The 20,314-nt window shown below is 58.6% G+C and carries 18 protein-coding genes and 1 rRNA gene; 16 read left to right on the top strand and 3 right to left on the bottom strand.

Going from position 1 to position 20,314, the window contains the following annotated elements; genetic code table 11:
- Positions 1-348: 348 nt before the first annotated feature.
- The 10 genes from BN1079_RS02115 to BN1079_RS02065 all read left to right on the top strand — a co-directional run bounded on the left by BN1079_RS02115 (position 349) and on the right by BN1079_RS02065 (position 11,599).
- The gene (locus tag BN1079_RS02115) at positions 349-2,574 is read left to right on the top strand and encodes an NADP-dependent isocitrate dehydrogenase (protein WP_037021987.1); all 2,226 of its coding nucleotides are present in this window, start codon (positions 349-351) and stop codon (positions 2,572-2,574) included.
- Between the two features lie 109 nt (positions 2,575-2,683).
- Positions 2,684-3,133, top strand: a complete 450-nt coding sequence (locus BN1079_RS02110; RefSeq protein ID WP_037021985.1) for an NUDIX hydrolase — start codon at positions 2,684-2,686, stop codon at positions 3,131-3,133.
- 59 nt (positions 3,134-3,192) lie between these two features.
- Positions 3,193-4,323, top strand: coding sequence for a tRNA 2-thiouridine(34) synthase MnmA (gene mnmA, locus BN1079_RS02105; RefSeq protein ID WP_037021983.1), 1,131 nt, complete (start codon positions 3,193-3,195; stop codon positions 4,321-4,323).
- On the top strand, positions 4,320-4,943 hold the full coding sequence (hflD, locus tag BN1079_RS02100) for a high frequency lysogenization protein HflD (protein WP_037021982.1): 624 nt from the start codon (positions 4,320-4,322) through the stop codon (positions 4,941-4,943). The genes mnmA and hflD overlap by 4 nt, the downstream gene beginning before the upstream one ends.
- Before the next feature lie 97 nt (positions 4,944-5,040).
- Entirely contained in the window at positions 5,041-6,411 is a 1,371-nt protein-coding gene (gene purB, locus BN1079_RS02095) for an adenylosuccinate lyase (protein WP_037021980.1), read from the top strand.
- A 79-nt stretch (positions 6,412-6,490) separates the two neighbouring features.
- Complete coding sequence (locus BN1079_RS02090) at positions 6,491-7,657, top strand: ribosomal protein uL16 3-hydroxylase (RefSeq protein ID WP_037021978.1); 1,167 nt, start codon at positions 6,491-6,493, stop codon at positions 7,655-7,657.
- Positions 7,650-8,075, top strand: coding sequence for a GNAT family N-acetyltransferase (locus tag BN1079_RS02085; RefSeq protein WP_037021976.1), 426 nt, complete (start codon positions 7,650-7,652; stop codon positions 8,073-8,075). Before BN1079_RS02090 ends, BN1079_RS02085 begins: the two co-directional genes overlap by 8 nt.
- A gap of 34 nt (positions 8,076-8,109) precedes the next feature.
- The gene (locus BN1079_RS02080; RefSeq protein ID WP_231850756.1) at positions 8,110-8,703 is read left to right on the top strand and encodes a DUF7931 domain-containing protein; all 594 of its coding nucleotides are present in this window, start codon (positions 8,110-8,112) and stop codon (positions 8,701-8,703) included.
- Positions 8,700-9,506, top strand: a complete 807-nt coding sequence (locus tag BN1079_RS02075) for a secretin N-terminal domain-containing protein (protein ID WP_037021974.1) — start codon at positions 8,700-8,702, stop codon at positions 9,504-9,506. Before BN1079_RS02080 ends, BN1079_RS02075 begins: the two co-directional genes overlap by 4 nt.
- Before the next feature lie 497 nt (positions 9,507-10,003).
- Positions 10,004-11,599, top strand: coding sequence for an isocitrate lyase (locus tag BN1079_RS02065; protein WP_037021970.1), 1,596 nt, complete (start codon positions 10,004-10,006; stop codon positions 11,597-11,599).
- Between the two features lie 101 nt (positions 11,600-11,700).
- Here the strand turns inward: BN1079_RS02065 and BN1079_RS02060 are convergent, their stop codons facing one another.
- On the bottom strand, positions 11,701-12,750 hold the full coding sequence (locus BN1079_RS02060) for an AI-2E family transporter (RefSeq protein ID WP_037021968.1): 1,050 nt from the start codon (positions 12,748-12,750) through the stop codon (positions 11,701-11,703).
- 110 nt (positions 12,751-12,860) lie between these two features.
- Entirely contained in the window at positions 12,861-14,177 is a 1,317-nt protein-coding gene (locus tag BN1079_RS02055; protein WP_037021967.1) for a Na+/H+ antiporter family protein, read from the bottom strand.
- A 220-nt stretch (positions 14,178-14,397) separates the two neighbouring features.
- Here BN1079_RS02055 and queD point away from each other — a divergent pair, with 220 nt between their 5' ends.
- Positions 14,398-14,754 carry a 6-carboxytetrahydropterin synthase QueD gene (gene queD / locus BN1079_RS02050; protein WP_037021966.1) on the top strand — a complete coding sequence of 119 codons (357 nt, stop codon included), beginning with the start codon at positions 14,398-14,400 and terminating at the stop codon, positions 14,752-14,754.
- Positions 14,755-14,986: 232 nt separating this feature from the next.
- Here the strand turns inward: queD and rrf are convergent.
- Positions 14,987-15,100 (bottom strand): 5S ribosomal RNA (rrf, locus tag BN1079_RS02045).
- 419 nt (positions 15,101-15,519) lie between these two features.
- Here rrf and BN1079_RS02040 point away from each other — a divergent pair.
- The 5 genes from BN1079_RS02040 (at position 15,520) to BN1079_RS02020 (ending at position 20,312) form a co-directional block, all read left to right on the top strand.
- Entirely contained in the window at positions 15,520-16,851 is a 1,332-nt protein-coding gene (locus tag BN1079_RS02040; protein WP_037021965.1) for a TRZ/ATZ family hydrolase, read from the top strand.
- A gap of 138 nt (positions 16,852-16,989) precedes the next feature.
- A complete protein-coding gene (gene ubiG, locus BN1079_RS02035) occupies positions 16,990-17,688 on the top strand; it encodes a bifunctional 2-polyprenyl-6-hydroxyphenol methylase/3-demethylubiquinol 3-O-methyltransferase UbiG (protein ID WP_037021963.1) in 699 nt (232 codons plus the stop codon).
- Positions 17,688-18,359 carry an N-acetylmuramic acid 6-phosphate phosphatase MupP gene (mupP, locus tag BN1079_RS02030; RefSeq protein WP_037021962.1) on the top strand — a complete coding sequence of 224 codons (672 nt, stop codon included), beginning with the start codon at positions 17,688-17,690 and terminating at the stop codon, positions 18,357-18,359. The genes ubiG and mupP overlap by 1 nt, the downstream gene beginning before the upstream one ends.
- Before the next feature lie 72 nt (positions 18,360-18,431).
- A complete protein-coding gene (locus tag BN1079_RS02025; protein ID WP_037021961.1) occupies positions 18,432-19,172 on the top strand; it encodes a YciK family oxidoreductase in 741 nt (246 codons plus the stop codon).
- A 207-nt stretch (positions 19,173-19,379) separates the two neighbouring features.
- On the top strand, positions 19,380-20,312 hold the full coding sequence (locus tag BN1079_RS02020; protein WP_037021959.1) for a GGDEF domain-containing protein: 933 nt from the start codon (positions 19,380-19,382) through the stop codon (positions 20,310-20,312).
- The last annotated feature ends 2 nt before the right edge of the window (positions 20,313-20,314 follow it).

The raw sequence follows: 20,314 nt of genomic DNA, 5'->3' as shown, positions 1-20,314 counted from the left end.
TGATTGAAAACAGTGAGAAACATTGGTCACCCCTCGAGAGTAGCCCACATGAATCGTTCGAAACCATCTCTGCCATCGTCTTATGGTCTAGGCATTCAGGGAAAGTGACCTACGGTGATATACTACTTAGGTGACTAACGAGTCATGAGGAGCCAGCCGGTCTCTAACGAGTCCTTTATCTCCTGTAACCATTCGTCTGCCAACCGCAGCCGAATGGAGTCAACACTCTAGTGGTGTACCCAACATCATCGCGGCGAACCTCGAATCCTGGCTCAACGAACGCAGCCAGAGCGTCTACCCACGCACTTCGAGATTCTGTGCACGCACAGCAAGAGAGAGCCATCACCAATGTCCACCCGCTCGAAGATCATCTACACCTTCACCGACGAAGCCCCCGCGCTGGCCACTTATTCGCTTCTGCCCATCGTGGAAACTTTTGCGGCCTCAGCTGATATAGCCGTTGAAACCAGTGACATCTCTCTTGCAGGGCGAATTCTTGCAAGCTTTGCCGACCAACTGGGTGCCGACAAGCAAATCGAGGACGACCTCGCCAAGCTGGCGGTCCTGGCGACCAACCCGGAAGCCAATATCATCAAGCTGCCTAACATCAGCGCCTCCGTTCCCCAGCTGCGCAACGCCATTGCTGAACTGCAGGCCCAGGGTTACAACATCCCCAACTACCCTGAAGAGCCGCAGACCGAAGCCGAGAAAGATGCCCACGCCCGCTACGCCAAGGTATTGGGCAGTGCCGTGAACCCGGTCCTGCGTGAAGGCAACTCCGATCGTCGCGCGCCAGCGGCCGTCAAGGCCTACGCGCGCAAGCATCCGCATTCCATGGGCAAGTGGAGCAAGGCTTCGCAATCCCATGCTGACTACATGCGCGGCGGCGACTTCTTCTCCAGCGAGCAGTCCGTCACTCTGGACAGGGCCGGTGACGTGCGCATCGAATTCGTCGGCAAGGATGGCCAGGTCGAGGTCAAGAAGCAGCTTTCCTTGCAGGAAGGCGAAGTGCTCGACAGCATGTTCATGAGCTGCAAGAAGCTGCGCGACTTCTTCGAAGAAACCCTGCAGGACTGCAAGGAAACCGGCGTTATGTGGTCCCTGCACGTCAAGGCCACGATGATGAAGATCTCCCACCCCATCGTTTTTGGTCATGCCGTCAGCGTTTACTACAAAGAAGTGTTTGAAAAGTACGGCGAGCTGTTCGAGCAGCTGGGCGTCAACCCGAACAACGGCATCAGCAGCGTTTTTGACAAGATCAAGACTCTGCCGGCTTCGCAGCAGGAAGAAATCCTCGACGACATCCATGCCTGCTACAGCCATCGCCCGGAAATGGCCATGGTCGACTCGGTCAAGGGCATCACCAACCTGCACATCCCAAGCGACGTTATCGTCGATGCTTCGATGCCGGCGATGATTCGCAGCTCCGGGCAGATGTGGGGCAAGGACGGCAAGCTCAAGGACACCAAGGCGGTAATGCCGGAGAGCACTTACGCCCGCATCTACCAGGAAATGATCAACTTCTGCAAAACCAACGGCGCCTTCGACCCAACCACCATGGGCAGCGTGCCGAACGTAGGCCTGATGGCGCAGAAGGCCGAGGAATATGGCTCTCACGACAAGACCTTCGAAATGACTGCTGACGGCACCATGCGCGTAGTCCTCGCCGATGGCACCGTACTGATGCAGCATGAAGTCGAGAAAGGCGACATCTGGCGTGCCTGCCAGACCAAGGACGCGCCTATCCGCGACTGGGTCAAGCTGGCAGTCAATCGTGCACGCCAGTCCAACACGCCGGCGATCTTCTGGCTGGACCCCGAGCGCGCCCACGACCGCGAACTGCAGAAGAAGGTCGAGACCTATCTGCAGGAGCATGATCTGAGCGGCCTGGACATTCGCATCATGGGCTACAACGAGGCCATCCGCGTCAGCATGGAGCGCATGATCCGCGGCCTGGACACCATCTCCGTGACCGGCAACGTACTGCGCGACTACCTGACCGACCTGTTCCCGATCATGGAACTGGGCACTTCGGCCAAGATGCTGTCCATCGTTCCGCTGATGGCCGGCGGCGGCATGTACGAAACCGGTGCTGGCGGTTCGGCTCCGAAGCACGTCCAGCAGCTGATCGAAGAAAACCACCTGCGCTGGGATTCGCTTGGCGAGTTCCTGGCCTTGGCGGTTTCCCTGGAAGAAACCGGCATCAAGACCAACAACCCCAAGGCCAAGCTGCTCGGCAAGACCCTGGACGCTGCTACCGGCAAGCTGCTCGACAACAACAAGTCGCCTTCGCGTCGTACCGGCGAGTTGGACAACCGCGGCAGCCACTTCTACCTGGCGCTCTACTGGGCACAGGAACTGGCCGCACAAACCGAGGACCTGGAGCTGCAGGCGCATTTCGCCCCGCTGGCCAAGGCCCTGAGCGATAACGAGCAGACCATCGTCGCTGAACTCGCCGCAGTTCAGGGCAAGCCTGTCGATATCGGCGGTTACTACCGCTCCAACCCCAAGCTGACCAGCGAAGTCATGCGCCCCAGCGCAACCTTCAACGCTGCACTGGCCGCTCTGGCCTGAAGCACGGGTGGCGCCTGAAGGCGTCGCGCTAAACGAAACCCCAGCCTCGCGCTGGGGTTTCGCGTTTCAGGCGTACCATAGTCCTCCAACAACATTCTGCGAGAAGCCCATGACCTGGCATCCCCATATCACCGTCGCCACCATTGTCGAGCAAAACGGCCGCTTCCTCATGGTCGAAGAATCCCAGGCTGGCCAGCAGGTTCTGAATCAGCCGGCCGGGCATCTGGAGCCCAATGAAAGCCTGCAGCAGGCCGCGATACGCGAAACCCTCGAAGAAACAGGCTGGGAGGTGGCGCTAAGCGCTGTGGTCGGTATCTATCTTTATACCGCGCCGTCTAACGGTGTGACTTACCAACGCATCTGCTTCGCTGCTCGCCCCGTCATCCACCATCCAGAACGCCCACTGGACAGCGATATCACCGCAGCCCACTGGTTGAGCCGAGACGAGCTTTTTGCCGAGCCGGCACGCTGGCGCAGCGAGCTGGTGCCGCGCTGTATCGACGATTACCTTGCCGGGTCGCTGTACAGCCTGGACATCCTGCGCGACCCTCGCCCTTAGCCTTTGCCTGCGTCAGCCTGTAGAATTTCGTATTTTTGGCAGCCCGCTCCCGAGATCCCATGTCTGATCCAGCCCTACAAACTCCTGAAACGCTGCGCGTCATTGTCGGCATGTCTGGCGGCGTCGACTCATCGGTCTCCGCTCTACTCCTGCTCGAACAGGGCTATCAGGTCGAAGGCCTGTTCATGAAGAATTGGGAAGAAGACGACGGCACCGAATACTGCACCGCCCGAGAAGATCTGGCAGATGCCCAAGCGGTCTGCGACAAGATCGGGATCAAGTTGCACACAGCCAACTTTGCCGCCGAGTACTGGGATAACGTCTTCGAACACTTTCTCGCCGAGTACAAGGCAGGACGCACGCCGAACCCGGACATCCTCTGCAACCGGGAAATCAAGTTCAAGGCGTTCCTCGATTACGCCATTTCCCTCGGTGCAGACATGATTGCCACCGGCCACTACGTGCGGCGCCGCGATGTCGATGGACGCTGCGAGCTGCTCAAGGGGCTGGACCCAAACAAGGATCAGAGCTACTTCCTACACGCGGTGAGCGGGGAGCAGTTGGGCAAAACATTGTTCCCTGTAGGCGAGCTGGAGAAACCGGAAGTCCGAGCAATTGCGGAGAAATACGGCCTTGCCACCGCCAAGAAAAAAGATTCGACGGGCATCTGCTTCATCGGCGAACGCCGTTTCAGGGACTTTCTCAAGCAGTACCTTCCCGCCCAGCCCGGTGACATCGAAACTACCGACGGCGAAGTCATTGGCAAGCACCACGGCCTGATGTATCACACGATTGGGCAGCGTCAGGGCCTTGGCATCGGCGGCCTGAAAGATGCCGGCGACGAGCCCTGGTATGTCCTGAGCAAGGACCTGAAGCGCAACGTGTTGCTGGTCGGCCAGGGCAACAACCATCCTCGTCTGTTCGCACGAGCCCTGCATGTATCGGATATTTACTGGGTGAACCCTGTTGAGCTAGATGCGCCGCTGCATATCGCAGCCAAGGTTCGCTACCGCCAGGCTGACCAGGCCTGCAGTCTGGAAAAGACTGCCTCAGGCTATCGGGTTGAATTCGACGAGCCTCAGCGCGCCGTTACACCCGGCCAATCGGTTGTGTTTTATGACGGTGAAATCTGCCTGGGCGGCGGCGTGATCGAAAGCGCCGAGCCCTGGATTGACGGAGAGCGAGCATGACTCCGATGCAGGAACAGCTGGTTGCTCTCGGCGCGGTATTCGAGGCCGCCGCTCTGGTCGACCGGATCGCCCGCACCGGCCAGGTTTCCAACGCTTCGCTGGCCTGCATGTTAGCGAGCCTGCTGGTGCGCGAGAGCAAGCCGGTCGTGGAGATATACGGCGGCGATGACATCAATCTACGTGACGGTTACCGTGCGCTTGCCAGTGCTCTGGAGCGCGATACCAACAGCCTGCAGCGCGAACCGCTGCGCTATGCACTGGCGATGATTGGGCTGGAGAGGCAGCTGGACAAGCGCGGCGACATGCTGCAGGTCATCGGCAGCCGTCTGGACCAGATCCAGCAGCAGGTCGACCATTTCGGGCTGACCCACGAAAACGTGGTCGCCTCCTTTGACGGGCTTTACCAGGACACCATCAGCACCTTCCGTCAGCGCATCCAGGTGCAGGGCGACATGCGCCATCTCCAGCAGAGTGACAACGCCGCAAAAATACGCGCGCTGCTCTTCGCTGGTATCCGCTCCGCGAGGCTCTGGCGCCAGCTGGGCGGGCACCGCTGGCAGCTGGTCTTCAGCCGTCGCAAGATGCTCGACGCGCTCTATCCGATGCTGAGACCCGAATAGCCTGTCCACTCGCAGACTGGCAGCCTTCGGCCGACCTGGTCGCTTTCGTGTATAATCTGCGCCCTCTTTTCGTGCTCGATTGTCTGAGATGCCTTCTATGCAGCTTTCCTCGCTCACCGCGGTTTCCCCCGTCGATGGCCGCTATGGCGGCAAAACCAGCGCCCTGCGCCCGATTTTCAGCGAATTCGGTCTGATTCGCTGCCGCGTCCAGGTCGAGGTACGCTGGCTGCAGCGCCTCGCCGCCCACAGCGGCATTCCGGAAGTTGCCCCCTTCTCTGCAGAAGCCAACGCGCTGCTCGACAGCCTGGCCGAGAACTTCCAGCTGGAACACGCTGAGCGCGTCAAGGAATTCGAGCGCACCACCAACCACGACGTAAAAGCCGTGGAGTACCTGCTCAAGGAACAGGCCAAGCAGCTGCCTGAGCTGGCGAAGGTCAACGAATTCATCCACTTCGCCTGCACCAGCGAAGACATCAACAACCTTTCCCACGCGCTGATGCTGCGTGAAGGCCGTGACGAGGTGCTGCTGCCGCTGATGCGCCAGCTGGCCGACTCGATTCGTACTCTGGCCGTGCAGTATGCCGATGTGCCAATGCTGTCGCGCACCCATGGACAGCCGGCCTCGCCGACCACGCTGGGCAAGGAACTGGCCAACGTCGTCTATCGTCTGGAACGTCAGATCGCTCAAGTCGAAGCCGTACCGCTGCTGGGCAAGATCAACGGCGCCGTGGGCAACTACAACGCCCACCTGTCCGCCTATCCCGATGTGGACTGGGAAGCCAACGCTCGCGAATTCGTCGAGGGCGATCTGGGCCTTGCCTGGAACCCCTACACTACTCAAATCGAACCGCACGATTACATCGCCGAGCTGTTCGACGCCGTGGCGCGCTTCAACACCATCCTGATTGATTTCGACCGCGACATCTGGGGCTATATCTCGCTCGGCTATTTCAAGCAGAAGACCGTAGCCGGTGAGATCGGCTCGTCCACCATGCCGCACAAGGTCAACCCGATCGACTTCGAAAACTCCGAAGGCAACCTGGGTATCGCCAACGCCATTCTGCAGCACCTGGCAAGCAAGCTGCCGATCTCCCGCTGGCAACGCGACCTGACCGACTCCACAGTGCTACGCAACCTGGGCGTCGGCTTCGCTCACAGCGTCATCGCCTACGAGGCCAGCCTGAAGGGCATTGGCAAGCTGGAGCTGAACGCCGCGCGCATCGCCGAAGATCTGGATAACTGCTGGGAAGTGCTGGCCGAGCCGGTCCAGACCGTCATGCGCCGTTACGCAGTGGAAAATGCCTACGAGAAGCTCAAGGATCTCACCCGCGGCAAGGGGATTACCCCTGAAGCACTGCAGACCTTTATTGAGGCTCTGGACATCCCTGCTCAGGCGAAGGCTGAACTGCGTCAGCTCACTCCGGCGAGTTACATCGGCAACGCTGCGATCCAGGCCAAGCGGATCTAAGCGATACACCTTTCTCGCACGCCCGGCTGTGCCCGGGCGTTTTTTATTAAAGCTCTGCCAGCAGAGCAAGGTACACGGCATGACATCCGATATTCCCCTGCAAATCCTCGGCGGCATCAGTGCGCGCGAGTTCCTGCGTGATTACTGGCAAAAGAAGCCGCTGCTTATACGTCAAGCCATTCCATCCTTCGAAAGCCCCATTTCACCTGATGAGCTGGCTGGATTGTCTCTGGAAGAAGAGGTCGAGTCCCGCCTGATCGTGGAGCACGGCGATAGCCCTTGGGAGCTTCGCCGCGGCCCGTTTGCAGAAGACACCTACCAGAATCTACCCGAGCGGGACTGGACACTACTGGTTCAGGCCGTGGATCAGCTGGTCCCGGAAGTCGCCGAGCTAGCGGAGCACTTTCGCTTCCTGCCTAACTGGCGCATTGACGACATCATGATCAGCTTTGCCGCTCCCGGTGGCGGTGTTGGCCCGCATTTCGACAATTACGACGTCTTCCTGCTCCAGGCCCACGGCCGGCGTCGCTGGCGTATCGGGCAGATGTGCGATAGCGAAAGCCAGCTGCTCGAGCATGGTGATTTGCGCATTCTCGCTGACTTCCAAGGCACCGACGAATGGGTGCTGGAACCTGGCGACATGCTTTACCTGCCACCACGCCTGGCACACTTCGGTACGGCCGAGGATGCTTGCATGACTTACTCGGTAGGCTTCCGAGCGCCCAGCGCAGCGGAGGTCCTTACGCACTTCACCGATTTTCTCGCGCAGTTCCTGCCCGATGAAGAGCGTTACAGCGATGCCGACCTGCTGCCTGCCGAAGATCCCTACCAGATCCAGAGCGACGCATTGGAACGCCTGCGGAGCATGCTCAACGAGCACATGGGTGACGAGCGCTTGCTGCTGACCTGGTTTGGCCAGTTCATGACCGAGCCCCGCTACCCCGAGCGCGTCCAGGGTCCGGAAATCGATGAGAAGCAGCTGCTCGATGCCCTCGCCGACGGCGCAATACTGGTGCGTAACCTCAGTGCCCGCCTGGCCTGGAGCGAAATAGACCTTGGCCTGTTGCTTTTTGCCAGCGGGCAGAGCCGTCTGTTGCCTGCCCATTTGAAGGAGCTGCTGAAACTGCTCTGCTCCGCCGATGCATTGCACAGCGACAACCTTGGTCCATGGCTGAATGATGAAGATGGGCGTAACCTAGTGCTGCAACTGGTAAAACAGGGAAGTCTGGAGTTTGCTGATGAGTGAAATAGCCGTTCGAATCGCTGACTGGCAACAGGACAACGCAGATCTGCGCCGGATCCGGGAAGCCGTATTCATTGCTGAGCAATCAGTCCCGCCGGAACTCGAATGGGACGGCGACGACGAAGCAGCCATTCATTTTCTCGCCTTGGAAAATGGCTACCCCATCGGCACTGCACGCCTGCTGACAGATGGCCAAATCGGTCGTGTCTCGGTGTTGCGCGATTGGCGCGGAATGAATATTGGCGATGCGCTGATGCGCGCTGTCATTGCCGAAGCCGAGCGTCGCGGTCTGAAAGAGCAACGACTAACCGCCCAGGTCCATGCTACGAAATTCTACGAACGGCTTGGCTTTGAAGTCGTAAGCGAAGAGTTTCTGGAGGCCGGCCTCCCTCACGTCGACATGCTGCGCAAGAGCGGCTGAGCACTGCATGAGCTCGAATGAGCGAGATCGTTCGATGGCCGCAACTGAACTGGCGGCCATCGAATTCGTGCCATCACACCGTTACCACATCGATAACCCTCAACCGCAACAAGCGAAACAACCCCCCAGCGACACCTTGCAGGCTGGGAGCGAGCCTCACCACCCTGTTGCCTCTCGCGAGGATGTGCACCGACATACGCTAAGGTTGCTCTGCCAGGCGCGACACTCGCTGTGTCTGTACAGTCCCGATCTGGAGCCCTGGCTCTATGACGAGGATGGAGTCATTCAGGCATCCAAGCGCTTTCTCCTGGGGCATCGCCGCAATCGCCTGCGCATCCTGCTAGCAGACCCGACCCTGGCGATCAGGCAAAGCCACCGACTGCTAGCGCTGGCGCGTCGATTGACCAGCAACCTGCAGATCCGCACACTTAATCCCGAATATCCGGCGCAGTCCGCGGCCGTTCTGGTTGTTGATCATTGCGGGCTGCTCGTGCGCCCTGGACCGGAACACACTACAGGCTATGCGTTATACCAGAGCCCCGGCAGGGCTCGTGCCATTCAACGCCAATTTGACAGCGCTTGGGAGCGCAGCCTGTCCCATCCGGATCTGCGGAGCTTTCTGTTATGACTTGCCGCCTTCTGCTTCTCGTATCACTCCTGTTCAGCATGACCCTGCACGCTGCGACCGAAGTGATCCCGCTCAATTTCCGTATGGCTCAGGACATGCTACCCATTGCGGAGTCGGTAGTCGGCGACCAGGGCAAAGTGAACGCTTACGGCAACCAGCTGATCGTCAATGCCCCCAGTGAGGTGATCACGGAGCTGCGGCAGGTTCTTTCTCAGCTGGATAGCGAGCCCAAACGGCTTCTCATCAGTGTGGATACTCAGAACTCTGCCGTGAGCAACCAAAGCGGCTATCACGTTGATGGATCGGTCGTCATCGGCGATACCGAGGTGCGCACCGGGCGCGGCGAAACAGGAGGCCGCGACCAGGCTCGTATCATTCGCCGCAGCACAAGCAGCCAAGGCGACGGCATACAACAAGTACAGACAACCGAGGGTTACCCTGCCCTGATTCAAGTCGGACAAAGCGTGCCGCTCACCACTAGCGTTACCGACGAGTATGGCCGGCTTTACCAGCAGAATCAGTATCGCAACGTCACACGCGGCTTCTACGCCACTGCAACGGTTCACGGTGACCGGGTACAGATCAGTATCAGCAGCCAACAGGATCGCATGAGTTCGTCCAGGGCGGACGTCGTTGATATCCAGGAGACCGATACTCGCGTCAGCGGGCGCCTCGGCGAGTGGATTTCTCTTGGTGGCATCGATCAAAGTGCCAGTTCCAGTCAGAGTGGAACCCTGCGTCGCCATTCGACGACGGGGCGCCAGGATCTTTCCCTGCGGTTGAAAGTGGATCTGTTGCAGTAGGCCACACCCCCCCTAGCCAATCTCAAAATATGTAGTGCCATAAAAAAAGCACTACAAAACAATTGACGAACCAATTTTGGCGGCGCATTATTGCCTCGCTCCCGCTAACCAGAGGCCTGAAAGGCCTCCGGATCACACTCAGCCAACCAGCAGAGACGATCCGTGACTGTACTGCCCACAAGGCGGACTGACGAGGTTGCGACTGGAACGAGTCGTCCTGAGGGACGGGGAAGCGATTAACGCATCAGCTTGAAGATGTCAGCCAGCCCACGTAGCAGCCACGCGCCGCAACGTATAGGAATGCCACGACCATTCCACGGCGAAACGCCTTATTCTGATGAGCGTAACTGCACACCCTCCCCTCTGGTTCAATCCTCGCTCTGGTCGGTATTTCGACACTCTGCCACGTGCTGTCTTGCATGATCAGCGTAAGCACGTAGGTTTCGGTGGGAAAGTCGGTGCTCAACCAAACACGAATTTCTTTGAAAGGATTGACCATGTCCGCTTATCAAAACGACATCAAGGCAGTTGCCGCTCTGAAAGAAATGGCTGGAAGCAGCTGGAGCGCTATCAACCCTGAGTCTGTGGCTCGCATGCGTGCTCAGAACCGCTTCAAGACCGGTCTGGAAATCGCTCAGTACACCGCCGACATCATGCGCAAGGACATGGAAGAGTACGACGCTGACTCGTCCCTCTACACGCAGTCGCTGGGTTGCTGGCACGGCTTCATTGGTCAGCAGAAGCTGATCTCCATCAAGAAGCACCTGAAGACCACCAACAAGAAGTACCTGTACCTGTCCGGCTGGATGGTTGCCGCCCTGCGCTCCGAGTTCGGCCCGCTGCCGGACCAGTCGATGCATGAGAAGACTGCGGTTTCCGATCTGATCGAAGAGCTGTACACCTTCCTGCGTCAGGCCGACAGCCGTGAGCTGGACCTGCTGTTCACCGCACTGGATGCTGCTCGTGAAGCCGGTGACTCTGCCAAGGCAGCCGAGATCCAGTCGCAGATCGACAACTTCGAGACCCACATCGTCCCGATCATCGCCGACATCGACGCCGGCTTCGGCAACCCGGAAGCCACCTACCTGCTGGCCAAGCGCATGATCGAAGCGGGTGCCTGCTGCATCCAGATCGAGAACCAGGTATCCGACGAGAAGCAGTGTGGTCACCAGGACGGCAAGGTTACCGTTCCGCACGCTGATTTCCTCGCCAAGATCGCTGCCGTTCGCTACGCGTTCCTCGAGCTGGGTATCGACAACGGTGTCATCGTTGCTCGTACCGACTCCCTGGGTGCCGGCCTGACCAAGCAGATCGCCGTCACCAAAGAGCCGGGCGACCTGGGCGACCTGTACAACTCCTTCCTGGATTGCGAAGAAATCTCCGAAGCCGAGCTGGGCAACGGCGACGTCGTGATCAAGCGTGAAGGCAAGCTGCTGCGTCCGAAGCGTCTGCCGTCCAACCTGTTCCAGTTCCGTGCTGGCACTGGTGAAGACCGCTGCGTACTGGACTGCATCACCAGCCTGCAGAACGGCGCTGACCTGCTGTGGATCGAAACCGAGAAGCCGCACGTTGGCCAGATCAAGGCCATGGTTGACCGCATCCGCGAAGTCATCCCCAATGCCAAGCTGGTCTACAACAACAGCCCTTCCTTCAACTGGACCCTGAACTTCCGTCAGCAGGTCTTCGATGCCATGGTTGCCGAAGGCAAGGATGTTTCCGCCTACGACCGCGACAAGCTGATGAGCGTCGAGTACGACAACACCGAGCTGGCTCAGCTCGCCGACGAGAAGATCCGCACGTTCCAGCGCGATGGTTCGGCTCACGCCGGTATCTTCCACCACCTGATCACGCTGCCGACTTACCACACTGCCGCGCTGTCCACCGACAACCTGGCCAAGGGGTACTTCGCCGACCAGGGCATGCTGGCCTACGTCAAGGGCGTGCAGCGCGAAGAGATCCGTCAGGGCATCGCCTGCGTCAAGCACCAGAACATGGCTGGCTCCGACATCGGTGACAACCATAAAGAGTACTTCGCTGGCGAAGCAGCTCTGAAGGCAAGCGGTAAAGACAACACCATGAACCAGTTCCACTAAGAACAGGTTCAGCTCGACCTTCGGGTCGAGTCAGAGCGTTGAACTGGAAAGCCCCGGCACTTGTCGGGGCTTTCTGTTTTCAGGCCTTCGGCTGGACTTGGCTAATCTGCCTCGGAAGAGGTGAACAGCCCCCAGGATGAAATGAACAAAGCAGCGATCAGAGGCCCGATTACAAACCCATTCAAGCCGAAGAGACTCAGTCCGCCCAGGGTGGAGATCAGCACCACATAGTCCGGCATTTTCGTATCTTTCCCCACCAGAATGGGTCGCAGGATATTGTCCACCAGGCCGATCACCAGTACGCCATACAGGATGAGAATTACACCTTGCATGATCAGCCCCTGCATCAGGAAGTAGATTGCCACTGGCGTCCAGATCAGCCCCGCCCCTACCGCCGGCAGCAAGGAAAGAAAAGCCATCAGCACTCCCCAAAGCACAGAGCTGGGGATACCGAGCACTGCAAAGATAATCCCGCCTAATGCCCCTTGCGTAATGGCCACGACAATATTGCCTTTCACGGTGGCTCGTACGACACGGGTAAACTTGCTGAACAGCCGCCGTTTCTGGTTGACGCTCAACGGCACCGCTTGCCTGATACGGGCGACCAGTTCGCGCCCGTCACGAATCAGGAAGAACAAAAGATAGAGCATCAGAAAGAAGCTCAACACGAACTGGAAGGTCCCCTGCCCGAAGCTAAAGGCCTTGGTTGCCAGAAACTGGCTGCCTTCCAGTGCGCCCGAGGAAAGACGCTCGCGCATCTGTTCCCAGTCGTCAAAACCGAAACGCTGCAACTGCACCTGTAGCGAAGACGGCAGCAGGTCTTTGGCCGCGCCTACAAAGCTTCCGATATCCAGCTCACCGCTTTCGATGCGCCCGTAGAGCGCCGAACCTTCCTGCACGAGCAACCCGGTAATGAAGATTACCGGCAACACAGCGACCAGTAAGCAAACACTTAAAGTGATCAGTGCGGCCAGATTGCGGCGTGGTCCGAGGCGGTTATAAAGGCGGAGCTGTAACGGCGCGAAGATGATCGCCAGAATAACAGCCCAGAAAACGGCCCCGTAGAAAGGCAGCAGTATCCAGCCGAAGGCCAGCGATACGACAACCAACAGAGCAAGAAATACTTTCTGTTCGAGTCTCGAATTGGCCATCGTGCACCCTATCGCGGTAGTTGTACCTTTTAGTCAACGTTCGCGGTGAGGAGTGCTGAGAGTGGGCAGAGCTACGCTGCGGAAGCGCATTCTGCCCTTGGGAAGCGGGGTTAGAGCACCATCGCAGCAACCCAACCGAATGCCAGCAACGGTAGGTTGTAATGCAGAAAGGTGGGAACCACAGTGTCCCAAATATGATTGTGCTGACCATCCACGTTCAGCCCGGCCGTTGGGCCCAGCGTCGAGTCGGAAGCAGGCGAACCGGCATCCCCCAGAGCTCCAGCGGTTCCAACGAGACTGACGATAGCCAAGGTGCTGAAGCCAAGCTCCATGCTCAAGGGAACAAAAATCGCGGCAATGATCGGCACCGTCGAAAATGACGAGCCAATGCCCATGGTCACCAGCAAGCCAACCAACAGCATCAGCAGCGCACCTACCGCCTTGCTGTTGCCAACCAGCTGCGCCGAGGTATCAACCAGTGTTTTTACCTGTCCCGTCTCGCGCATGACCTCGGCAAAACCCGAAGCCGCAATCATGATGAAGCCGATCATTGCCATCATCTTCATGCCTTCGGTAAACAGGTCGTCAGCTTCACGCCAACGTACGACTCGCGATACCGAAAAGATAACGAAGCCTGCCAGCGCTCCGATGATCATCGAATCAAGCCATAACTGAATAGCGAAAGCGACCGCGATCGCAACCCCAGCAACAAGCAACGTCAGCGGGCTGTACTGTACGCCCGTCTGCGCCGTACTTTCGAACTTCTGGGGCTGGTAAGCACGCGGTTTGCGATAACTGAACAATGCGATCAGCAGGCCTGTGACCATCCCCAGCGCCGGAATTAGCATCGCCTGAGTAACCGCTACTCCTGTGACGTCAGCCCCGCTTTTAGCGACGTTGGCGAGCAGAATTTCCTTGAGGAAGATGTTGCCAAACCCGACTGGCAGAAACATGTAAGGCGTGATCAAGCCGAAAGCAAGAACACAGGCGATCAACCGGCGGTCGATCTGCAGCTTGGTCAGAACATACAGTAGCGGTGGAACCAGCAATGGTATGAATGCGATATGAATCGGCAGGATATTTTGCGAAGAAATCGCCACCGCCAGTAGCAAAGCAACCAGTAGCCACTTTACCGCGCCGGCGCCACCAGACTCCTGCCGGCCAAGCATCGACAGCACCTTATCTGCCAAGGCATGAGCCAATCCGCTCTTGCCTATCGCCACAGCAAAAGCGCCAAGCAACGCATAGGAAAGGGCGACCGTGGCACCACCACCCAGGCCTTTGTTGAAAGCCGCCAGACTACCGTCAATTCCCAACCCGCCAAGCAACCCGCCCGCAATGGCGCCGGTAATCAACGCCACTACCACGTGGACGCGACACAAGCTGAGAACCAGCATGATCCCCACTGCTGCAACTACAGCATTCATATCATCCCCTTTCGCCACATGGCAGCACTGATAAAAAGCTGCGTACTTTGCATTACACACACAAGAGAGTCAAAGAAACATTACCGAACGGCAATCTGTCGCATACAACCTGTAATCTCCGATAAGTATCGATACTTGCCGGGCGGCACCTGTTACGAGGAAAAGAAGATAAAATGACCGTCTCGGCCATGAGGCCCGCCTGAGTGAGAGAAACAACTACGTGGAAATATTCAAAGAGTTTACATTCGAGTCTGCGCATCGTTTGCCGCATGTGCCCGAGGGTCACAAGTGTGGACGTCTACACGGCCATTCATTTCGCGTAGCGCTTTACATCGAGGGGCAGGTAGATCCGCATACGGGATGGATACGTGATTTCGGCGAGATCAAAAGCATATTCAAGCCGCTCCTCGAGCAGCTTGACCATAACTACCTGAACGATCTGCCTGGCCTAGAAAATCCCACCAGCGAAAATCTAGCGAAATGGATTTGGGGTGAGCTAAAGCCGCTACTGCCAGAACTGTCGCGCATTCGCATCCACGAAACCTGTACCAGCGGCTGTGAGTACCGCGGAGACTGAGAAAGGCTCAATCTCCTCCGGTGGAAACAGAGCACCTACACGAGACGTAATGCCAGTTAGGTTGTCACCATCGCGTCGTACTGGCTTTATCCAGCGAAGCGCCCAGGCTGGTATTCATCCAGCCTCCAAGGCCGGCATCAGCCCTTTGCCGGGCAGCCACATGGGACCATTTTTCTTCCGCACAAAGACAAACCCCCGACCCTCTTTCGAGGATCGGGGGTTTGGTGTATGAGCTTGACGATGACCTACTCTCACATGGGGAAGCCCCACACTACCATCGGCGATGCGTCGTTTCACTTCTGAGTTCGGGATGGGATCAGGTGGTTCCAACGCTTATGCCTTCGATCAACTCAGCGTCTCTCGTCAGCGGGAGGCGAATTCTACAGCGTTCAAACCCGCTGTCAACCACCTCTTTCAACCGCTTTCGATCAACCTGACCGAAGCACCGACAGAGCCAAACCACCGCCCTGTCAGTCCGGCGCATTCTACGTGAATCCGCCGTCCGTGCAAGCCTTTAATTTAGCTAACTTCTTGATTTACAAGAGGTTTTTCCGAAGGCCTGCGCCGGAGAAGGTGCGCATTATAGGCACCTCAAATCTCGCGTCAACCGCTATTTGAAGATTTCTTGGCACGGGCCATTGCCCGCGATCGCACCTATATATAGAGGGAAGCAACGCTGGGCCGTTGAACTCGTCCGTGCTTTCTTCAAACTACCCGGCACAGCCTTTACACTGGCCGCCTTACTCGATAGCCCGACGAATCTCTATGCCGCCTATTTCCCCGGAACCCCTTGACCTGCTTCTCTTCCCTACCTGGCTCGTTCCGGTAGAGCCAGCCGGTGTCGTCCTGAGGAACCATGCCATTGGCGTCCGAGAGGGGCGTATTGCTCTGATTGCACCGCGTGAACAGGTCAGCGGCTATGTTGCCAGCGAAACCCTTGACCTCAGCGGGATGCTGCTGACACCCGGCCTCGTCAACGCCCACGGTCATGCGGCGATGACCCTTTTCCGTGGCCTTGCCGACGACCTGCCGCTTATGGCCTGGCTGCGTGAGCACATCTGGCCGGCGGAGAAGAAATGGGTCGATGAGCACTTTGTTCGCGCCGGCACCGAGCTTGCCATCGCCGAACAGTTGCAGAGCGGCATCACTTGCTTTTCGGACATGTACTTCTTTCCCGATATCGTCACCGAGCTGGCACACAAGCACGGTGTGCGAGCGCAGATAGCCGTGACCATCCTGGACGGCACGACACCCGGATCGAGGGACGCCAACGAAGCATTGCGCAAAGCCGTCTCGCTATTTGATGACCTCAAACATCACCCCAGACTGAGTGTTGCCTTCGGGCCGCACGCACCCTACACGATCTCCGATGCCAAGCTTGAAAGCATCCGCACACTGGCCGCCGAGATGGACGCCTGTATCCACATGCATGTTCATGAAACCGCACATGAAGTGCAGGAAGCCATGCGCATGCATCAGGAGCGCCCCCTGGCTCGGCTCGCTCGCTTGCAGTTGCTGGGCCCGCGCTTTCAAGCGGTGCACATGACGCAGGTAAACGATGAAGATCTGGCCCTGCTGGTCGAGCACAACTGCAGCGTCATCCACTGCCCCGAATCGAACATGAAACTGGCTAGCGGCTTTTGTCCCGTCGAGCGCCTATGGGAAGCCGGCGTCAACGTGGCCGTCGGCACAGACGGTGCGGCGAGCAACAATGACCTTGATCTACTGAGCGAAACACGCACAGCAGCACTACTGGCCAAAGCGGTAGCGGGATCAGCGACCGCCCTGGATGCACATCGCGCACTGCGCATGGCCACCCTCAATGGAGCAAGGGCGCTCGGCCTGGAGGATCACACCGGCTCGCTGGAACTGGGCAAATTCGCCGACATGGTGGCGTTCGACCTGACTCGCTTGGCGCAGCAGCCTATCTACGACCCGGTGTCGCAACTGATCTATTCCGGTGGACGGGAATGTGTAAAGCACCTGTGGGTCGGCGGCAAGCAGTTGCTCCAGGATCGTCAGCTGTTGCGCATGGATGAACAACGCGTCATCGCAACCGCACAGGAGTGGGGGCGTAAGATAGGCGCCAAAGGGTGAGCCGCCCCGCCACCGAGCGACACCGCGACAAACTGACAGGCTGCAGATTCTGCGCCGAAGCCCCCTTCCTCTGACAGAAGCTGGCAACATGTGCGTTTTGCAGATAAAGCTTCTTCAGGCTTTCATACGGAACAGACTATGAGCAACGTCGATCACGCCGAAATCGCTAAATTCGAAGCGCTCGCCCATCGCTGGTGGGATCGCGAAAGCGAGTTCAAACCTCTGCACGATATCAATCCCCTGCGGGTGAACTGGATTGACGAACGTGCTTCATTGGCCGGGAAGAAGGTGCTGGACGTCGGCTGCGGCGGAGGAATCCTCAGCGAAGCCATGGCCCAGCGCGGCGCAACGGTTACCGGCATAGATATGGGCGAAGCACCGCTTTCGGTCGCACGTCTGCACCTGCTGGAGTCGGGGCTTGAGGTAGATTACCGGCAGATTACTGCCGAAGCCCTGGCACTGGAGTGCCCCGAGCAATTTGACGTGGTGACCTGCCTGGAGATGCTAGAGCACGTTCCTGACCCGGCATCGATCATCCGAGCTTGCTACAAAATGGTAAAACCGGGCGGGCAGGTGTTCTTCTCGACCATCAACCGCAACCCCAAGGCTTACGCACTGGCCATCATCGGCGCGGAATACGTGCTGAAAATGCTGCCCCGCGGCACCCACGACTATCGCAAGTTCATCCGGCCTTCGGAGCTCGGAGCCTGGAGCCGCGACGCCGGACTTGCCGTCAGGGACATCGTCGGCCTGACCTACAACCCGCTGACCAAGGACTACAAGCTGTCCCAGGACGTGGATGTGAATTACATGCTGCAAACGCTGCGGGAGGCCTGATGCATCTTCGTGCCGTTTTATTCGACATGGACGGAACGCTGCTGGATACCGCGCCCGACTTCATAGCCGTGACCCAGGCCATGCGTCAGGCGCGTGGCCTGCCGCGGGTTCCCGATCAGCAGATCCGTGATGTCGTCTCAGGCGGAGCGCGCGCCATGGTGCTCAGCGCCTTCGACGTCGATCCTGCGTCCGACGAATTCGAAGTTCTGCGGCTGGAATTCCTGGATCGTTATCAGGAACATTGCGCAGTCGAAAGCCAGCTGTACGACGGCATGGCACAACTGCTAAGCGAGATCGAGGAAGCCGACCTGCTCTGGGGCGTGGTGACCAACAAGCCGCTGCGCTTCGCCGAACCCATCATGCACCAGTTGGGGCTCAGCTCCCGCTCGACCGTACTGGTCTGCCCCGATCATGTCAGCCGGAGCAAGCCTGACCCGGAGCCGATGCTGCTGGCCTGCAGCCAGCTGGGACTACCCCCAGCGAGCACCCTGTTCGTGGGCGACGACCTGCGTGATATCGAATCAGGGCGGGCCGCCGGCAGCCGGACGGCAGCAGTGCGCTACGGCTACATTCATCCCGATGACGATCCCGACCAGTGGGGCGCGGACCTCGTCGTCAGCCACCCCCTGGAGCTGCGCGCTGTACTCAACCGCGTTTTCGGAACCTGCTGATCGATTCGCAGGCTTTAACCATTTTTTGGCGACCATTGCAGGCGCCCATATCCTGACTGTGTGAGGCTTCAGATGTTCGAGTATTCAGCCCGACCCAACCTATTGGAAGGCCGGATCATCATGGTGACTGGCGCGGGCCGCGGCATTGGCGAAGCCGCCGCCAAGGCCTACGCAGCACATGGCGCAACCGTGCTGCTGCTGGGCAAGAATGAAGAAAACCTGAACAAGGTCTATGACGACATCGAAGCCGCCGGCTGGCCACAGCCAGCGGTGATCCCCTTCAACCTGGAAACCGCCTTGCCACACCAGTACGACGAACTGGCAGCCACCGTCGAACGCGAGTTCGGCCGGCTGGACGGGCTGCTGCACAACGCCGGCATCGTCGGCCCGCGAACCCCGATCGAACAGCTGACTGGGGAAAACTTCATGCGGGTCATGCAGGTCAACGTCAACGCTGCCTTTATGCTGACCAGCACCCTGCTGCCGCTGCTAAAGCTCTCCAGCGACGCATCGATCGTCTTCACTTCCAGCAGCGTCGGGCGCAAAGGTCGCGCCTACTGGGGCGCCTACGCGGTTTCCAAGTTCGCCCTTGAAGGCCTGATGCAGGTGCTGGCCGACGAAGTGGACGGCATCAGCAATGTGCGCAGCAACAGCGTCAACCCAGGCGCGACCCGTACCGACATGCGAATCAAGGCCTATCCGGGAGAGAATCCAGCAGTCAATCCGATGCCAGCCGAAATCATGCCGGTGTACCTCTATCTCATGGGGCCGGACAGCCAGGACGTCAATGGTCAGGCGCTGAACGCACAGTAAATCCTACAACTCAAGATCCGCCGTTTTTATGGCGCTCCCAAGTGGCAGATCGGGCGAAGCGGCAGCGATCTGCCATCAAAATGGCGAACTGCCATCACCGTTACTCTATGAACCTTATAAGCTGTTGATATATAAGTAGAAATAAGAGTTGGCATTGAATTCGCTATGTAGTTTCCCACTAGCGCCGTTGCGTTTATGGGGAATCAAATGCTGCCGCTCCAGCAGAACACCGCTGTCGTCAATATCAAAACAGCGTCGATCGCGCACTTGAATCCGGCTCCTTCGAAGCCGTTGCTGCCCCGAGCACCCTGCTTCGCCGGGTTGCTACGCAATCTGACTCTACGGCTGCAGACCAGCCTGGAACTCGACCGCGTACTGGGCATGTTTTTCAGCGAAGTGCGTGCCCTGATTCCGTTGGTAGCTCTGGTCTACCAACACGTCGAAACGGATTTTCGTCTGCAGTTGAGCGAGGCCGAAGGCCGGGGTATCACCTACCGGCTATCCCACGAGGGCGAATGCCTCGGCGAACTCAGGCTCTACAGTCACATGCCATTTTCCGAGACTGCGCTCGAACAGCTCGAGAAGGCCATCACCTGCCTGCACTTCCCACTCTGCAATGCCCTGCTCTATCGACGTGCCGTCCAGGCATCACTGAAGGACCCGCTGACCGGAGCCGGCAACCGCGTGGCGCTAGAGCATGCCTTGAACCGAGATATGGACATGGCACGCCGCTACGGCCAAGCGCTCTCGGTGATCATGCTGGACATGGATCACTTCAAAAGCCTCAACGACACTTACGGCCATCACGCCGGCGATGCGGCCCTGCGAGCGGTAGCACTGCTACTCCGGGAGCAGTTGCGCAACATCGATATGAGTTTCCGCTTCGGTGGCGAAGAGTTCGTCGTGCTGCTGGCCAATACCGACGCCAGAGCAGCTGCCCTTGTTGGCGAGCGCATTCGCAGTGCAGTTGAACAGCTGCCGTTACTGGTCGGCGATAGAACCATACGTCTATCTGCCAGCCTCGGTTGTGCAACGTACCAGCTGGGCGAAACCCAACAGGCTCTGCTGCAACGTGCCGACCGGGCACTGTACGAGGCCAAGCGCGGCGGCCGCAATCGCCTGTGCGTTGAGCCAGCCTGAGA

Source organism: Pseudomonas saudiphocaensis, assembly GCF_000756775.1.
GTDB classification, from domain to species: Bacteria; Pseudomonadota; Gammaproteobacteria; order Pseudomonadales; family Pseudomonadaceae; genus Stutzerimonas; species Stutzerimonas saudiphocaensis.
The sequence above is the reverse complement of the archived record's forward strand: the minus strand, read 5'-3'. Positions and strand labels throughout refer to the sequence as shown.